This is a genomic window from Paenibacillus sp. YSY-4.3, from assembly GCF_054767475.1.
This window is the reverse complement of the sequence record NZ_BAABMC010000010.1, coordinates 118162-135498: the sequence shown is the minus strand read 5'-3', so window position 1 is coordinate 135498 and position 17337 is coordinate 118162. Positions and strand designations below refer to the sequence as shown.

At 49.8% G+C, this 17337-nt stretch carries 18 protein-coding genes; 1 reads left to right on the top strand and 17 read right to left on the bottom strand.

Annotated features, from left to right (window positions below):
• Positions 1 to 8 precede the first annotated feature (8 nt).
• From ACYUJT_RS22995 to ACYUJT_RS22925, 15 genes are all read right to left on the bottom strand, one after another.
• Positions 9 to 2609: a hypothetical protein gene (locus ACYUJT_RS22995; RefSeq protein WP_460326763.1), complete on the bottom strand. Its 2601-nt coding sequence runs from the start codon at positions 2607 to 2609 to the stop codon at positions 9 to 11.
• Positions 2599 to 3177, bottom strand: coding sequence for a YmfQ family protein (locus tag ACYUJT_RS22990; protein ID WP_460326761.1), 579 nt, complete (start codon positions 3175 to 3177; stop codon positions 2599 to 2601). Before ACYUJT_RS22990 ends, ACYUJT_RS22995 begins: the two co-directional genes overlap by 11 nt.
• A 115-nt stretch (positions 3178 to 3292) precedes the next feature.
• Positions 3293 to 4411 (bottom strand): baseplate J/gp47 family protein, encoded by a 1119-nt coding sequence (locus tag ACYUJT_RS22985; protein WP_460326759.1) that lies wholly within the window; start codon positions 4409 to 4411, stop codon positions 3293 to 3295.
• Positions 4411 to 4896, bottom strand: a complete 486-nt coding sequence (locus ACYUJT_RS22980) for a DUF2634 domain-containing protein (RefSeq protein WP_460326757.1) — start codon at positions 4894 to 4896, stop codon at positions 4411 to 4413. Before ACYUJT_RS22980 ends, ACYUJT_RS22985 begins: the two co-directional genes overlap by 1 nt.
• A complete protein-coding gene (locus ACYUJT_RS22975; RefSeq protein WP_460326755.1) occupies positions 4889 to 5302 on the bottom strand; it encodes a hypothetical protein in 414 nt (137 codons plus the stop codon). Before ACYUJT_RS22975 ends, ACYUJT_RS22980 begins: the two co-directional genes overlap by 8 nt.
• Positions 5295 to 6311 (bottom strand): XkdQ/YqbQ family protein, encoded by a 1017-nt coding sequence (locus ACYUJT_RS22970; protein WP_460326753.1) that lies wholly within the window; start codon positions 6309 to 6311, stop codon positions 5295 to 5297. The genes ACYUJT_RS22975 and ACYUJT_RS22970 overlap by 8 nt, the downstream gene beginning before the upstream one ends.
• Positions 6308 to 6943, bottom strand: a complete 636-nt coding sequence (locus ACYUJT_RS22965; protein WP_460326751.1) for a LysM peptidoglycan-binding domain-containing protein — start codon at positions 6941 to 6943, stop codon at positions 6308 to 6310. The genes ACYUJT_RS22970 and ACYUJT_RS22965 overlap by 4 nt, the downstream gene beginning before the upstream one ends.
• Positions 6944 to 6957: 14 nt before the next feature.
• Complete coding sequence (locus ACYUJT_RS22960) at positions 6958 to 8550, bottom strand: glycine zipper 2TM domain-containing protein (RefSeq protein WP_460326748.1); 1593 nt, start codon at positions 8548 to 8550, stop codon at positions 6958 to 6960.
• 31 nt (positions 8551 to 8581) lie between these two features.
• On the bottom strand, positions 8582 to 8728 hold the full coding sequence (locus ACYUJT_RS22955; RefSeq protein ID WP_460326746.1) for a hypothetical protein: 147 nt from the start codon (positions 8726 to 8728) through the stop codon (positions 8582 to 8584).
• Positions 8729 to 8763: 35 nt separating this feature from the next.
• The gene (locus ACYUJT_RS22950) at positions 8764 to 9225 is read right to left on the bottom strand and encodes a phage tail assembly chaperone (RefSeq protein ID WP_460326744.1); all 462 of its coding nucleotides are present in this window, start codon (positions 9223 to 9225) and stop codon (positions 8764 to 8766) included.
• A 31-nt stretch (positions 9226 to 9256) separates the two neighbouring features.
• Positions 9257 to 9673 (bottom strand): phage tail tube protein, encoded by a 417-nt coding sequence (locus ACYUJT_RS22945; protein ID WP_460326742.1) that lies wholly within the window; start codon positions 9671 to 9673, stop codon positions 9257 to 9259.
• A 21-nt stretch (positions 9674 to 9694) separates the two neighbouring features.
• Positions 9695 to 11161: a phage tail sheath subtilisin-like domain-containing protein gene (locus ACYUJT_RS22940; protein ID WP_460326740.1), complete on the bottom strand. Its 1467-nt coding sequence runs from the start codon at positions 11159 to 11161 to the stop codon at positions 9695 to 9697.
• 2 nt (positions 11162 to 11163) lie between these two features.
• Positions 11164 to 11433, bottom strand: coding sequence for a hypothetical protein (locus ACYUJT_RS22935; protein WP_460326738.1), 270 nt, complete (start codon positions 11431 to 11433; stop codon positions 11164 to 11166).
• Between the two features lie 17 nt (positions 11434 to 11450).
• Positions 11451 to 12284, bottom strand: coding sequence for a hypothetical protein (locus ACYUJT_RS22930; protein ID WP_460326736.1), 834 nt, complete (start codon positions 12282 to 12284; stop codon positions 11451 to 11453).
• 334 nt (positions 12285 to 12618) lie between these two features.
• The gene (locus tag ACYUJT_RS22925; RefSeq protein ID WP_460326734.1) at positions 12619 to 13785 is read right to left on the bottom strand and encodes a glycoside hydrolase family 5 protein; all 1167 of its coding nucleotides are present in this window, start codon (positions 13783 to 13785) and stop codon (positions 12619 to 12621) included.
• 181 nt (positions 13786 to 13966) lie between these two features.
• Here ACYUJT_RS22925 and ACYUJT_RS22920 point away from each other — a divergent pair, with 181 nt between their 5' ends.
• Entirely contained in the window at positions 13967 to 15175 is a 1209-nt protein-coding gene (locus tag ACYUJT_RS22920; protein ID WP_460326732.1) for a helix-turn-helix domain-containing protein, read from the top strand.
• A gap of 75 nt (positions 15176 to 15250) precedes the next feature.
• Here the strand turns inward: ACYUJT_RS22920 and ACYUJT_RS22915 are convergent, their stop codons facing one another.
• Both ACYUJT_RS22915 and ACYUJT_RS22910 read right to left on the bottom strand, forming a co-directional pair.
• Positions 15251 to 16123, bottom strand: a complete 873-nt coding sequence (locus tag ACYUJT_RS22915) for an AraC family transcriptional regulator (RefSeq protein WP_460326730.1) — start codon at positions 16121 to 16123, stop codon at positions 15251 to 15253.
• 71 nt (positions 16124 to 16194) lie between these two features.
• The gene (locus tag ACYUJT_RS22910) at positions 16195 to 17244 is read right to left on the bottom strand and encodes a glycoside hydrolase family 53 protein (RefSeq protein WP_460326728.1); all 1050 of its coding nucleotides are present in this window, start codon (positions 17242 to 17244) and stop codon (positions 16195 to 16197) included.
• Between the last annotated feature and the right edge of the window lie 93 nt (positions 17245 to 17337).

The following is a 17337-nucleotide window of genomic DNA, read 5'->3' as shown; positions in this document are numbered from 1 at the left end:
ATTCCTCCTTATTGTTCAGCTAGAAATGACATGTTAAGTGTTAAATGGTTACTTTGAGTTGGAAAAACGGCTAATATGTCGCCACTAGCTTTTACATCAAGATAAGCAATATAGACATTCACCCCAGACATGATTATTGAGGGTATTCTATTTGTTATTCTTGGTCTGTAGCCACTTGGAAGCTTAAATACGACAGTTTCTGTCACCCCACCTGTTACGATACCTTTAACATGGACAATCCCCATACTGTCTTTGAAATATTGAGCCGGAAATACACCGCTGCTCGATAATGTCCACCCATTCAACAACGTCGGCGTAATCCAACCTGGTGCATCCTTCTCCGCTTTCTTCTGCTCAACGACGCTTACCCGATGCAGGGCTTCGGACACGCCTGCGGTCAAGTCGTTAAGTTGAGACTTTTCGTTTGTAGCCAGGCTTCCGCTTATCGGAACAATAGGTGATTTATCGAGTTTGAGATAGGTGACGCTGTAAGCTGCTGATTGGTCATAGTCTGCGGTAGGTAAATAGGCTCGTTGTATACCGTAAGCATTGACACTGTTGACAATATTCCACTTAAAATCCGCCATGGAATTCTTATATACACCTAGAACTACATTGTTTTTATACCTTAGCTCTGAGGCAGAGCTTGGGATTTTGGTGCCGTCTATTGCAATCCAATACCCTGTTCCATCAAGTTTAGGTTTCACGCTCTCCCTTAACACAATCCCCGTACCGAATTCGACCATGTTATCGCCTTCGGCTATTGTCAAGCAACCTTCTGAAACGACTGGCTCAACGGTTTCTTTGGCGAGGCGGTACAGGAGCTGATAAGGTGTTCTGTTAGGAGCTTGGGCTGTTGGCAAGGTAGATGTATCAGCTACGCCAGTCTTACCAACAGTTTTCCAATATTTTGTCCCCGTACCCGCATAAGGTACTGATCCATCCTGGATGCACATTGTCCAACCCCAAAAATACGCCTTAATTTCGTCTGCTGTTGGATTATATCCATCCGGCCACCCGCTATCGTCGTTAGGAATAGAAACATAAAAGTATCTATTTGATGAGATCAACTGGAAAGTATCGGGAATGTTACTCGAATCTCCAAAGGCAAGTTTAGATCCGTTAAATTTCGTTACTGCACAGTTAGTAGAGTTTGATGAAACTCCGTCAAAAACAGGAAATCTAACCTGTTTAAACCCCGTCTTCCCTACGTTTAACGTCCATTCTAGCATCCCATCCAGTACAATCTTTCTCCACTTAGCCAGCTTATAATATTGCCCGTCCTGCTCAAACAACACGTCAGGATCGCTGCCATTCGTTGGATTTGCATGTAACTCGGTCTGGAAAGCGAGCATCGAGCTACGCTGCGGCTCGAACGATTTGGCTTCGGAGCCTGCGTTTAGCATTATATTACTAAATATAGATTCGGTGGTTGCTGTATCTGTATAACACCTGATGCGTAGAACTTTAACCGTACTCGGTATTGCAAATGTTGCTTTGTAAAAACCGTTGGTTTTATCTTGGTTCATATTTTGCACAGGGTTCCCATTTATAGCATCAAAGCCGTATACCTGGATGCTACCATTTTGCAAAATGCGGCTAAAACTATACGTAGCCCCAGAGATAACAGGTAGCCAATATTCTGCTAGTTGTGTAACTGTCCCATTTGTCGAAGCTCTTATTTGATAAGCACCATCCGAGGTTGGGGAGTTAATCAATGCCCACCCATAAAATACTGGCAGCAGATTTCCGCTTGTAGTAATCGCATAAGGATTTTCAATGCCTATAATGCCTGTCGGTACAAACGGATATCTGGCGCCAACTTCCTCGTTGGTCATCCCGTCCAGCGCCGCGTACTCGGTATCCGAAAGTTTATAAATGCTCACTTCGTCGATATTACAACCTTCGGCTCCGGTTCCTGTAAAGTTTTCATATCCATTTTGGTCAACAAGAGCAATCCGCGGAACTACATAACGAGCACCAGCAGGAACTTTTGCTTTAACATACCCGTAAGCAAACTTCGAAGCGTCACCGTAAATAACGCTCCCCCCAATTATTCCACTTACATTCTCCGTACCGGTATCATTCCAAAAAAACAAGGTCATGTGTGCCCCGCCAACAGATTGTGGCTTTATCCAAGCTCCAAAAAGGATGTTTTCTCCTTCTGAAACCTTGTAGCAGTCTTCTACTACACTTCCCGCGAATCTATAATAATGAGTAGTATCAACTGAGGTATCCGCCACAACTTTTAAAGAAGCACTTCCAGACTTTTTGATGGTTGTGTCTATACTGGCAGTTACTCTATTGTAAAAATATCGAGGATTTAGACTTTCACATCCTCCCCAGCTACCGAGTAGATTAATCAGCGTTCGTCCCCGTACTTCGCCAAGCTTAAAGCGTGCGTCGCGCTTAGCGTTGATCGTTTGTAATCCTGGTTGTAGTGTAATAGACTCGGTGCTGGATCTATTTAGACGATTTTGGACATAACCAACGGCCTCGTCAATCTTATCCCAGTTCTCATTTAACATCGTCTCAATATTAAAATACTCATTCCCATCGGCTACCGGATCCTTCTTCAGCAAATTCAAATGCTCTGTTTTACTTGCCAACTGAACCACCTCCTGCAAATTTTGATAGCGGCACCTGCTCCAATTCGCCAAGCGTCATAACGGCATGGATGTCTTGGATCAGCAAATAGCTGAACTCGTACTCGACCGCCAAATGAGCCGGTTTAAGCTCCTCGATGACAGCTTTCAGATCATCCAAATTCGGTGGAACACCGATTGTATCGATGAACTTCACCGTGAAACTCCATTCATCCGGATGAAAAGATACATCGACCGCACCGCCGTCATACGCTTCGGCCACATTTTTGACCAACTGGCCCGTAAATTGCCCGGCCCCCCGCAGCTTGGACTCCACGACGGCACGCCGCTGTGCCAGTGGCTTGACCAGGTCTGTTTCAATCCCCAGCTCCTGCTCCCAGCGATCCAATCCCCATGTGGCCGTCTTTACAAAAAATTGCTCCAAGGTCTCATCCAGTGCCTGGTGGAGCATATCCAGCTCTGCACCTTTTGCATTCATATCCCCTCGCATGACGCGAGAGGTTTCATAATAAGCCGGCAGGTACGAAAAAAGCTCGCGCCCTCTTGGGCTTGTCATCATTTGGGTACTCATGGACTATCACCGTTTCCCGCATTCAATATCGTTTTATAATTCATAATCTAAACACCATCCTCAACAACATCGCCGACTCCTGCTTGCACTAGCCAACGAACGCTCTGTCACCACACTACGCATTCACTTCCACCGCCCCTAACACGGCGACCTGACCGGGCTGAATTTGGATGTTCGTCTCCGCGTTGCCATTCACCGTTAGCATCGCATAATCGATAATCGGCGGAATATCCAGCAGGACTGAGGCAATGCGCGTTACCCGAACGAGCGGATCTGCGAAAGCAAGCTGCTTCAAATACGCCCGTACTCCCTTTTCGATCAGCGCCTTCACTTCGGGCAAAGTAGCGCCGTCCGCCAAGGTCAGCTTAACGCTGACGTTAACCGGCACTTCCTCAGCCGCCATCACCGTCACGATCGGACCGGCCGGGGCCATACCTTCTCCTTGCCCATCCTGCGTCGGATCGATATACTGCTGAGCGGCCGCAACAATATCCTCGTTCGCCGCGCGTTTGTCCGTATCGAGCAAATAAATGCCGACCGTTCCCGCTCCGTTCCATAACGGATGAACCTGTACGCCGCCAACGCCCGGCACCTCTCCCGCCCATTTCATATACTGGGCTTTGTTGCCGCTCGTCCCCTGGCTTCGCACCTGATTCAAAAAACGTTCCAGCAGCGATTCATCAGACTCTACATCCGTGCCGCCCCGCGTCTCCTCAAGATTCGTTACGGCCACAATCCCGTTCACCGAAGCAGACATCACCGTAATCACGCCCGCAGGGACCGTGCCATTGCGGCCTGGTTCTACGGCACGAACGTTCACTAATTCCACACCTGTCTCACCCAGCGTCACGGCTGCCGTCGTCGCATACTCAATAGAAGCTTCCCCCGTAATTTCGTCTGCCGGAGTAGCTACCAGCGTGCCCGCAGGCACCGTCGTGCCAGGCGTTCCGGTAAACTGAACCTGTCCGGCTGCCGCCGTCGCCGCACGCCGCGCAACGCCATGCTCTGCCGCTCGCATGTCCAGGTACGGCCCATAAGACGAGCTGGCAAAACCCCATTCCAGCACCTGTCTGGCCCTAAGCGCCGCTTCCGACAGCATAAATGCCACGGGAGCTTGCGCATCCCAAATAAATGAGCCCTCCGATTTATCGATATCGTCAGGCACCCGATTCAGCATCCGCTGCATAATCTGTTCTTCCGTCTGTTCTTGCAAATATACTGGCAATCCAGCCATTACACGGTCACGCTCCCTTCTAAGACCGCAGTCTCTTCTCTTACATTCATCACGCGGCAGGAAAACAAGCAGGCATCCCCCGACCAGCGAAAAGAAAACTGATCCACCCGCTCCGTACGCGGATCTGTCATCAATGCCTCCGTCGTCATGCGCTGAATCTCCGATTCTAGCGCCCCGCGGCTCATCCCCCGGCCGATCAGGCCTTCGTATTCCTGCCCATAATCGCGAGAATAAATCAAGTGATGGTATCTTGCCGTTCGCACGGCCTTCTCACACCACATGATCCAAGCTGCGGTCTCGTCGGCGGACACTATTTTTCGCGTAGGGGTCATCCGAAACTCGCCTGCCTCAAAATCAAACAGCCAGCTCCGCCCAAACATTCCCCCAGTTCCCGCACGCTGCCCCCCCAGCACGTTCAGCTCATCCAACTCAGCTGCGCCTGAACCGGCAACCCATTCCTGCTCCTCTGGAAATAAATTAGCCACCTTGGCTCACCACCCTGCACATGACGACCACCTCATGGCCGCCATTCAAATTAACGGCGACGACACGATCTCCCGGCCGAAGGCCGTCGGCCAAATTTACGCGAACATCCTTGATCTCGGCAGCCTCAAACTCAAAACGCGTTCGCGGGCCCGGCACTCCAAGCGGGTATCCCTCCTGATCGACGGGCGTCATCATCGTGCCTACCATATGAAAAGCCGGAATTTCCAGAGTAACCGGAAAATCCGCAACCCAATAACTTTTGATTTCGTGTTTGAAATTATCCAATTTCAGCCCCGACGCCGTTATCGTTCCGAGCTCCGTGGACATGCCGGACAGCATATCTTTGGCATACCCCGTCATCTGATCCCGGAATGCAGCTGCCAATGTTTTATAAGGATCAGCCATGGTTGAGATAATACCTCCTTTTCACGTAGTCGTATGACCCCAGCTCCAGCGACATGCGTCCCGGATCACCTAGCTCATGCGATACAGACATGACGATCAGTTCCAGACCGTTTAGCTCCACCTTATCACCAGCGCGCAGTGTGTTAATGTCGAGCCCGTTCACCGTGAAGGTCTCCTGGAGGCCGGTCAGCATGCTTTTGGCTAGTGTTTTGGCATCCGCCGGCGTCTTTACATCCTCGTCCTGCACAATCCGCTGTAAAGTCCCGAATTTACTGACTTCCCCCGTCTCGACAGCTAAAAATTGCGATGGCGGATCGGCTTTGTTCTTGTCGCTGCCGGTTCTCGGACTCGCTGGTTTGCTGCTATCTGTGCTGCCAATCACCTTTACCTTAGTGACCGTTCCCTCCAGTGTCCGATGCTGGTCAATGCCCTCCAGAGCTTCGAGCTTCCATACGGTTTTGTTGCTGCCGATTTTGAACAGCTCGAGGCCAGCAGGCGTCATCCGGGGCATGTATGCATCCCCGCCAAGCTTCACCGTCTCCCTTAAGTCCGTCACGATCATGTTATAGATCGGTTGAGAGCGGTAGGTCGCCTTGCTCAACGCCTTCCCTGTGTCTGGAATGGAAGCCAGTTTGATTTGCCAATCCTGCGCATATTTCTTCAGCCGCTGGCTGGCCGTACCTCCCGAAGCGAACAAATACTCATCCTCCGATTTCGCGAGGTAAATTGTCCGGTCGTACACCACAAGGCTGAGACTCTTGCTGCCACGATTGCTGCTGATGCATTCCCACACTACGCCGGGATTTAGCAAATAGACCATTTCCTTGCCCCCATAGGGCACTCCGCTTACGCGAATCGACTGCCCCGGTGCGATCGCCAATCCAGACGCAGGCATCCGCAGCATGATGCGGGCCTCATACGAAATTTGATCCAGCGAATCGGTCAAGGAGACACTTTCGATCAACTCCCGCAAATAATGCTTATCCTCCAGAACTACCTCATAACTCATGACGGCATCACCAGCTTTTGCCCTGGTTTGATCAAATTGGGGTTAGGGCCAATCGTTTTTTTGTTCAAATTGTAAATAGCCGACCATTTGGAGCTGTCGCCGAGCTCCAGCTTGGCAATTTTGGAGAGGCTGTCGCCGGACTTGACGGTGTAGGCTTTTGGCGTTTTTTTCAAATCAGGACGATTCGATCCACCACCGCTATTCCCGTTGCTTGCAGCACTCCCCGCCTTCGTATGAACCTTTGGCTGCCTCCACATCCGGGCCGTCAGATCGAAGTAAATATCGTCGGGCTCCCCGCCCTTAAACGTAGTGTCATGCACCGTGATAAAGACGAGCAAGTTCACCAAATTCTCAATAATCAGTCGAACGGGGCCCTTGCTGTTCATCATCTCCGTCAGCAGGTGCATGGCTTCCTTTGGCGCAGGCTGCGTCTCTTGGTCTCCCCACCATGCGGGAAAAAAAGAAGAGAAGGTGATTTCCCTCACCCTCTCTGCCGTTGCCATATCAAATTCCCCGTAAGATAGCATATTCAAGGTCTCGTAGCCTTTGCCCCGAGTGATTCTCACCTCTTCCGGATTGACGGGGAACACGAAATCGGTGCCTGCGGCTTCATCTATTAACCTGATTTCCACTCTTTGCTCCCCCCTTATTTGGTCATATTTATAAGTACTCTGCTTATATTATGAGTCACATGCCAGCCAACCTGCTTGGAAATACTATCAATATCGATTTCCTGTTGCTGCTGATGAATTTGAACCATCCCTGGAGGCATATTTACTATAATCTCAGGGGCTGGCTGAGGTGCAGCCGCCTGGGGAACAGGGGGATTTGGAGCAGGGAGCGGTCCATTTAATGATTTGAAATACTCAGCTGCACTCAAAATCTCTTCATCCGTTAACGGGGTCCCAGAAGGCTTATTGCCAGTACCGAAAATAATCTCGTGCTTGAGTTGCTCTATATAGGTAGTTGGGTGCGATTTCCTTCCGCCACCACTTAAGTAGGCATCAGCTATAGTCGTTCCAGGAGGGTAAGGTGGGTCATGGAATGTGCGTTTTCCTTTTTCACTAAATAAGTCATATATGCCTACCCCGATTTTTTCACCAATCATATCACTTACTGTATTTCCAACCACTGTTGCTATATAGTTTTTAGTAAAAAAGCCAGTTACTGCCGTTCCAATCAGGCCGCCCACAAAACCCCCTATTTTCCCTGCTCTCTCTCTATCAGTCTTGGCAGTAAATATCTCATAGGCTGATTGGATTTGTGAAATACCCGGTATTTTTATTATCTTTTTACCCTTGCCTATAAACTCCGTTACCTTCTTCACCCAAGGTTTATCCATAAAGCCCTTTACTTTACTGTTATTCCATAAGTCTTTGGCCTTGGGAATCCACTCGTTCTTTACCTTGCTGTTGTCCCACGCTTGTTTTACTTTGCTATTCTGCCAGGAATCCTTGATCTTCGGAAGCCATTTATTACTCCACTGATCTTTAAGCTCCTTTTGCGCTCCATCGGCTATATCAGATTTTATTGACTCTATTAATTTATTTCCGAATTCCTTCAAAGCATTCCCGGCATCTGAAATCATCGTATCCCACGGAATATTCGAGAATTTTTCAACAATACGTTGAGGATCAATGAGCTCCAGGAATGCTTCAAAGAATATCTGACCGAGCGTCTTGCCCGATGCTTCGCATAGCGGCTGGCTCTCTTGCGTGCTGCACCCCGACGATTCTCCGCATTTACACTCTCCTGCCGCTTCTGCCGGACATTCAGCAATTTCCAGCGCGTCAAAAATACACTCTAAAGCTTTCTGAAAAGTCACCGAAATACGCTGCAATAAACTTTGCCCCTCCTCGCAGATCTGCTTAGCAACAGAGCCGCCAATCGCAGCTCCAAAGCCACCTGCATCCACCACAACCCACCATCGGGTACGGCTCAGCTCCTGCAGCGCGCTCCTGATCTTATCGATCTTCGGCGTCGCCAGGTCGATCAGTTCGGCCACCGGACGGGCCGCGGCCTGATTAAGCCGCTTCATCGTTGCGCTCAGCCGGATGGCCGTTTCCGTGAAACGGTCCTCTAACGTAATGCTCGGCCGCATTCTCGTGTTGCCAAGAGCGAGGGCACGCCTCTGGGTGTGCAGCAGCATGCGGTCGAGGCTTCGCAGCTTCCTCTCCGCAATATCGATATCTCGGGAATCGATAATGATGTCCATTGAACGAAGTTCTTGATTCGCCACTTTTTACCTCCTTTCTGCCGTATTTCAGCCATCAAGGCTGCTTCCGCCCGGAGCCGGACGGCGAGGCTGAAGATGACATCATCTCCAGCTCCATCTCCGTAAAAGCCCGCAGCAGCATGCGCTCTCCCTTCGGGAGAGACCAGAACTCTCCGGGGCGCAGACTATGCCTGCTCCACATATGGAACAAGAGAGTCGTGGTGCCGCCGGAGTTTGCTAGTTTTTTAGGTCGGCAATATCCACCCCGAAGCCGGACAGCTCCAGCACCTTATCGCCTACGGCATCAAGCTCCCCGGCGAGCAGCATGCGGCGCACCGCTTCGTCTCCGCCCGACAGCCGGAGCCGGCTCGTAATGCGCTCGTCGCCCCAGCCGCTCAGCTTCACACTTTGCTCTTGGCCGTCGCCCTGCTTGCGCACAACCTCTAGGGCAGAGGTCGCTTCTTTAATCAGCGTCGCATTAAACAGCTCGCTGTCGATCTTTTCCGAGACATGGCCTTTCGTCGTTTTACGGACCGTGCAGCGCTCGCGGATTGAATCCACCTTGCTTGATGTCAAGCCGCGCAGCGTTACACGCAGGTTCAGCCGGGAAATAAAAACGGTCTCTTCCGGCAGATTCGCTGCCGTCTCGAAGAGACCGTCGAGAATATCCTGTTCATTCCACTCTTTTACATCACTCATGTTCGTTTTCTCCTTTCAATCCCAAGAATAATTAAGGTCCTGTGATCGGATCAAGCAGTTCATAGCCTTCGAAGGTGAACGGCGTTTCCTCGGCGACCTCTTCGCCTGCCGTCCAGTTTGCCAGCTGAATTCTGTCGACCATGCAGTTTTTCAACTCAATGCGCTCAAAACCATACGCCTCCGGGTCATCCAACTTCTGAATAATATTGAACTTCTGGAAGCCCCTCTGAATCATGTCAGAGGTGACCTTGTAGCCGCTCATCGTGCCGGTGCCTTTTTTGCGCCCTAGCTTGAAGACGGTGTATTCCGTGCCAACCAGGTTAAGCTCTCTTTTATCCGCCTCTACATTGGCCTCCAAATGATTCAGGTTAGACTGCCATACGCCATCGATAAAAATCTGCCCGAACGTCCCCATAATGACGCGGCTTGGATCGAGATATTGTGCCATCTTATATATTCCCCCTCAAAATTATTGCACGTAAAACGTGCCGAAAATTTGTTCCATCACGTCGGTATCATCCGCCTGCCAGGTCAGGAACACCTGATCATCCTCAGGCTGCATGACCGCGCCGTCCCCATAAAATCTTGGATCCAGCATTACGTCGTACCCCGTTGCTTCGATAACACTCTCCGCAGCTAAAGCCTGCAAATACTGCTGGCCTGCGCTGATCAGTGCCTGACGGCCTTCTACCGTGTTGTTGACCTTGCCGATGTAATGATCCTCCGCCTGCCGCTGCAGATCAGCGTTAATCTGGTCGATGACGCGGATTTTGCGGATTTTCTTCCAGCCCCTGTTCTGGCCCTGCTGTAAAGTAATCAGACTGTTCACCCCGCGCAGCACCTTGACCCGGCGGCCGTCATGCACCAGCAGGAATACGCCGTTCTGCACCGCCTGCTCCTGCTCCGAACGCGTCCAACGGCGGGTCACGTCCTCAAATGGAGACGCGGCATACGTCGTGGACTCTTTCAATGCCTGCCCAGCAATCAACCCTGCAACCCAAGAAGCGACCTGTCCGGAAGAATATGATTTTCCATTCAAAACTGCCCCCGTTCCCACGTTGACGACTCCTTCAAAATCGGCTGCGATACTGCGAGCGATCGCTTTATTTACGGCATCTGCGCCCGTATCCTCCGCGAACGTTCCGCCAAGTGCAGCCATAATGCCTTTGCCCTCGCTGCGCACCCGTTTGATCCAGGCGACAAGACTTGTACGAAGCGCCGCATCCGTCGTCCCGTCGAGCGTCAGCACATGAAAATCCTGCGTCTCAAAAGCTTCCGTAGCCGCGATATAATCCGCGTTCGTAATCCCGGAAATCCCACTGGCTCCCCCTTCGAGAGCCAAGCCGGACACATCGGCGAGCACGCCGCCGCCAGACAGCTTCTCCGCCACGATCCACTTGTTCCCCGCATCTTCATTGATCGCAGTAAAAGCAGCATCCACATCGCCACTGCCCAGCGTAATCGTACGGAGCAGCGCGTTGCCTTCATAGAGCTTAAGCTCCTTCACGTCCGGTACAGCCAGACTCGGCTGAACCGTCACCTTAAAAGCATTGCCGCGTTCGCCGCTGTATTTCGCGCTTAGCTTCAATGCGTCCACCGCGCTCGACCCACTGTTCTTCAGTACGAGCTCGGCCGGCACAGCGGAGCTGTCTGCAATCCGGTAGGCCAGCAGCTTCTTCGCGCCACCAAGCAATGACAAGAACAGCGTCGTGTAAGCCGTTGCCCCGCCGGACTCATCGGCCGAGAACAGCTCCTTGATGGCATTCTCACTCGTTACCTCCACAAATTGGCCGATCGGCCCCCAATGCGCCTTGACCGGCGCAACCACTACGCCGCGCGCGCCCGGCGCGATCGCCGACCCCGCCGCACTTACAAAGTTCATGAACAGCCCCGGCAATACCGGCTGACTCGTCAAATTCCAATTTCCTGCTGCCATAATTACTTCACCTTCCTATTCAAAAATAGTTGTACCTGCTTCTTCGCTTCCTGTACCGTCAAGCTGCCGCCAGATAGCGAATGGAACGCCCCGGCCAGCACTTCCGGCTTCACACCCATCAACGCTTCCGATTGCTGCATAATTTCATCGAGCGGATATACCGGCTCGGCAGCCGCAGATGCTTTGGCAGCTTTGGCTGCTTTGGCTACTTTACCCGCATTAGCTGCTACGGCTGTTTGAACCGCTTGAGCTGCTTTCTTTTTTTGTGCCATTGCTTTTCACCTCAAATTTATGTTCGTTTGTGTTGAATAAACTGCATCAGCGGCCCTTCATCCACGGAGTCTGCGATGCGTCGGCTAAATGTCACCGACAGTGGCCCCTCGGTTACGCCATTCGCATTCAAATTCACCTTCGGCTCCTGGACGGTTAAATATGTCTTAACACCAGACTGCAGCGGAATCTTCACTGCTTTACCCAGAGCTTCGATCAGGGAGAGAATCGCCTGATGCTCTTGATCTGCATCTGTCCCGGCAATAAAGGCGGTAAATTTCTTCCGCAGCTCCCAAGACGTTTTCCCATGCGGCGTCGTTTCCATATCGATAATCCGCCACATCACGGCTGGCGGCTCATAGCCTAACGGCCAGCTGCCGCTATGAATCTGCCAGTCCGGGCCGAGTACGCCCTGCGTCCATGCCTGGATCGCATTAAGCCAAGGGTCGCTGCTAATTTGCACCGCTCGGGTTAAAGATTGCGGCACGATCAAGTCAAACCGCAAACCGCGCTTCACGGCATCTCGGGCTTCATCCGGCGTATCTGGCCCGAGGCTTCCCTCGAATAGGCACAGAAATCTCTCCCCCGTCTCCGCCGTCAGCAGCTGCTTGTCCAATGCAGTGACCGTTTGCTCACTCAACCCATCCAATCCGGCTGGGCTTAAGCGGGGCGCGTAAAGCCATAGCTCGATGCTTTGCCTCAACCCAGTCCAGACGCCGCTTGCTTCCACCTCGCCCTGCAAATATAACGCACAAGGCAGCAAAGCTTCTTCTCCCATCCCGCCAGCAGAGCTATAGACCGCATTCAACCCGGGCACCGCCTCCAGCAACCTTGCTGTCACTGCGCTTCTCATAAAGCACACCATCCCAGCAATTCTAATTTACCGGCTCCGACATTGCGCAATGGTATCACCTCCCTCCTAAGGCTGCTATTTTTGCTACCGTGGCATCGCCTAAAGACGACAAAAGCCGCTGATGGCGTCAGCGGCTTTCGTCCGTCTCTATTCATTTCCACAATACAAATTTAACACGTCTAAAGTACAGCGCACGGACAGCCCGTGGTCATAAACCGGACATCTAGCGGACAGCCCATCGAACAGCGCCTCCAAAATGCAACCTATTCCCAGCTTCAGCCGCTTATTAAGACCGGCAAGAGTCTAGGATAGAGCATCGAGCATTGTAAGCCTGTTAGAGCTCCACCGGGAACCAGCCGAGACTGACGCATTTTCCCAAATCCCAGCTGTCCCAGCCAATCCAGCCCGGCTCATTTACCGTATCCAATAACAATTTATAATTCCAATAAAAATAACCGCTGCCTTTGCTCCACGCCTCCAATTGTGCTTTCGCCAGCTGGCTGTATAATTCCTTTCTGCTGCTTGCGCTTAATGTATCTTCATTGGATTTGACTCCATTGACCGGAGATAATCCCCCTGCTGTATCGATACCGCAGCCATAGGAGTTAAACAAGCTCCATTCCCCGCAGATCACAGGGAAATACTTCTGCATTTCGGCAATATCCTTTGCAAAATATTCCTGAACATAGTTTACATACCCCTCCACCGTCTGTTCACAGCCAGACACCTCAGCCATCATAAGGTATTGGTGCGTATCGAGCACCACATTTATAAATTCACTTTCCCTCATGAAATCCTTCCACGCTTTTAGCTCAAATCCATCATGGAATACAATATACTTGTCCTCCGGAAGATAACGGCGCATTCTGCGATAGGCTTCCACATAGAACGTGCGCAAAAATTCCAGTGAAATAGGCCCGCTGCCCGCTGCCATCTCCAAGTCCACCGGTTTATACCGATTTTGAACATCTATCGCATTCCACAAGCGCTCCGTAATCGGTTCATTGAGTATTTGAATGCCCCAGAGATTCGGCTTCTCTCCATAGCGTTCAGATAACTTTTCCAGAAGCTTTAGAGTAAATTCTACGCTTTCCGGCTGCTGCGCCCATTTGCATACACCGGAAATTCCTCCGTTATCAAATCCATTCTGACTTCCCGGTACGGTATGAAGATCAATTAACACCTGCAGCCCGTACTTTTCCGCCCATAAAAAAGCTTTATCCAACTCGTCCACACAACCGATGAAAGGAGGACAGTCTCCCATAATAAAATAGGGAACAGGTATGCGAACGGCATTAAGCCCGTACGATTTGATCGCGGCAAAATCGCGTTCCGTAATATATTCCTGGCGATGTACTCTGATACGTGCCTCATAAACTTCTTTAGAGAGCTGAGTCGGTAAATAGTACTCATCCTCTGCCGTCGTACCTTCAAAAAGCCCGGGACTCATCCACTTTTCCAGTACCAGCCAATTCCCTAGATTTACACCTTTGATATACATATTTCCTTGCTCCTCTCTGGCTGCATATTTTTATAGATCATCTTTTTATAAATATTGTATTGAAAAGAATATGCATCTTATATCATATATCCCTGTTTTATAGCAGAAAGTTCGGCATTTGTATTTTAGTGCGTGATTTGCTTTGCTATACTATTTTTAGCGGGGGAGGGAATGATCTATCATGAATACGACTTATTTAATGCAGCATATCGCTGCTCATTTGCAAACCAGCATCCATAAATACACGTTGAATGGTTATTTTCTCAAGAAGACTTGCTCCATACCTGGTGTACTTGATCATTTGGCTATGCATCCTGAGTTGAAGCATTTTGTATTACGGGCATCCTCCAGCGAGATCCCCATCATCGCTCTTGATCAACATCATTTTGTATATTCCGTAGTTACAACTCCAAAATATATTTTTCTAGTTGGACCTTTGCTCGTAGAGAATCCCCTAAGGTTTCTGCACCATCTCCCGGATTGTAGTACCGTTTCAGAAGGTGCTTCTATTCCATTTTGTGATATGAATACATTGATTCAGAATCTATTGTTGCTCCGCAATTTATTTTATGAGGTTCCCATAAATGAAAGCGCATTACTATATCAGAATTTTGAAGAGGCTCAGGTAGAGCAACACGTAAAAAGACATTTTTCCAATATTCTGTTTCAAAATCAGGAAGCCGGAAAAATGCATAATCCATATGACCAGGAAGTACGGGAATTCAGCAGCATTCGGAATGGCGATTTGCAGCAATTGGAGCAGAGTTTATCCGAAAGTTTCAATGGCGATTATGGCGTTCTTGCCAAAGATAAGCTGCGCTCACTGAAAAATATCTGTATCGTGGTAATCACATTGGCAAGCCGGGCCGCAATCGAAGGCGGCTTATCTCCCGAGATCGCATACTCTCTGAGTGACAGCTATATTTATACAATAGAAGAAGTATCAGACCCTGAGACAATAATTTATTTATGCCGCGAAGCTGAATACGAGTATACGCAGAAGGTTCATGACATTAAAATACAGAAACATAGCAAACCGAGTAAACAAAGCACTAATCCCCGGATCAATCAGTGTAAAGATTATATTTTCAAACATCTTCATGAGAAAATTTATATTAAAGATATCGCGAGGGAATTGAAGACGAATGCCAATTATTTAACGGAACTATTTAGCCAAAGCGAAGGGATAAGCATCGGGGATTTTATTATTCAGGAGAAAGTTAATTTGGCTAGGAATCTGCTGATTTATTCAAAATATTCCTACAGCGAAATAGCAGCTAATTTAGCTTTTTGTTCGCAAAGTCATTTCGGTAAAATTTTCAAACAAGCGACTAATTTCACACCCAAACAATATCGTGAAGCTTACGGTGTCAAAGATTTTACTGAATGACTATTTGTATATCTATTAACAAAAAAGATGCCCGTCTCATCCATTCCAGAACGAGACAAGCATCTAACACAGGCCCTACATCGATTCCATGCCGGGAGCTTGCTGCTCCTCAGACGTTAAATGAAGCTCACGGTACTTTCCGGGCGTGATCCCTTCCTTCTTGCGGAACGTGGCGACAAAGTGGCTGACATCGTTAAAGCCCGTCTGCTCAGCAACTTCCCGCAGCGCCCGCTCCGGATGGTGAAGAATAATCCGCTTCGCCTCGCGAATGCGCAGCTGAATCAAATACGAATACGGACTTAAGTCAAACGCCTGCTGAAACAGCTCATGCAGCGTGTTTATGCTCATATTGGCATGATCTGCAATTTCCTGCAGGCCAACATTGCCCGATATATGCTGCTCCATCCAAGATACGATGGGCGCAAGCTTCCGATAGTACTGAGAAAGCGAAGGCTGATTGTTCAGCATGCCGAACTTGCGCAGCTGCATAAGGAAAGCGTACAGCTCCGAAGACACCTCGATATTGGAGTGAGACACGGCCTGGGCTATTCTATGAAACAAGTCACTAAACAGCTTGCCGAAAGACTGGTCGTCCCCCTCTTCATAAAAAGTAGAAGAGTCCATCCCCAGCGCCTCCATAATCGCTCCCGCCGCTGCCCCGCCAAACGTGATATAGATCGTTGACCAGCGCTCCGAGGCAGGATAGTAGCTGTGCGGCGTAAACGGCGTCAGCAGTACGCCCGTTCCCTTCGTCAGCTTGACGGATTCCCCCAGAAGCTCGAAGCATCCTTCACCATCAAGCGTATGCAGCCAATGATAGTACAGATAGCCTTCTGGACGATGAAAAATCCGTTCCCATGCACTGTAGCCGATCGATTCCAGATACAGCGGAAGCGAACGTTCTAGCGAAGAAAATACATATCGCATATTTTCATTGCCCCAGTCCAAGAGGTATCACCACCTAAGCGTTAGATACCTCCCATTATGCATGATAGTCATAAATTCAATCAAGGCGCCTGCTATTTTTCAAGAAAGGCATTTAGCGAATCGAGCTTATTGCCGCTATAATCAAACAGGGTCAGATTCGACCAGTTGTTGTCATGTCCGACGGACCAGGCCGGCTTGGAAGGGATCCAGCATGGTTCCCAATAATACAGACCTAGGCCTAGGCCATTCGGAATATTTTTTATGCGCTTCATAAGCTCCTGCAACCACAATGCCTGTCCTTCGACGGTGGCCGGAAAACCGGGAGAGATCCAATCCTCGCGGTTGAAAATGAGCGGCTTCTCATCCGGCGGCGTCATCGTCCACGGGTACGCCACCTCGACGATCACAATCGGTTTCTGATAACGATACGCCAGGTCATTAATATTATCTGTGAACTCCTCAAGCGTTCCATGCCACCACGAATAATAGGACAGGCCGATAATATCGTAATCGATGTTCAATTGAGCCAGCCTGTCATAGAACGAACGGCTGTCTGCATTGTCTCCGCCGCGATCGATATGGATCATGATCGGAATTGGAGCCATACCTTCCGTCGCTGCGCGAACCCCGCGTATACCTGCCGCGATGAGCTTGCCAAGCTTCTCCCACTGCTCTGGCGTATTATGCTCCCCATCGACTTTTCCTTCGCCCCAGATCATGCCGTTCGTAATTTCATTACCGATCTGTACCATATCAGGCAGGGTGCCTTGCTCCTTCAACTCGGTAACAAAGGTTGCCGTAAACTCCTCGACAGCGTCAACCAATTCATCAAAGCTCAAACTCTCCCACGCCTTCGGCATATATTGCTTGGACGGATCAGCCCAATAATCGGAGTAATGAAAATCCAGCAAAAAATGCATTCCCTTCTCCTTGATCCGTTTCGCCATCTTCAGCGTCTTCTTCGGATTACAATAATCAAACTCCGGGTTGTTCCAAATGCGCAACCGCGCCGAGTTCACGCCGCTATCCTTCAGTATATCAAGCACATCACGCCTCTGCCCGTGCTCAAAAAACGCGCCGCCTTCACTTTCGATCTCATCCACAAATGAAATATCCGCACCCTTTATAAAGTCGATGTTCATATTGCTATCGCTCCTTTTAGTTCATCAATACAGCCTTGTACTCAAATTATAAAACGCTTCCAAAAAGGTGGATATATAATAAAACTTTCAACC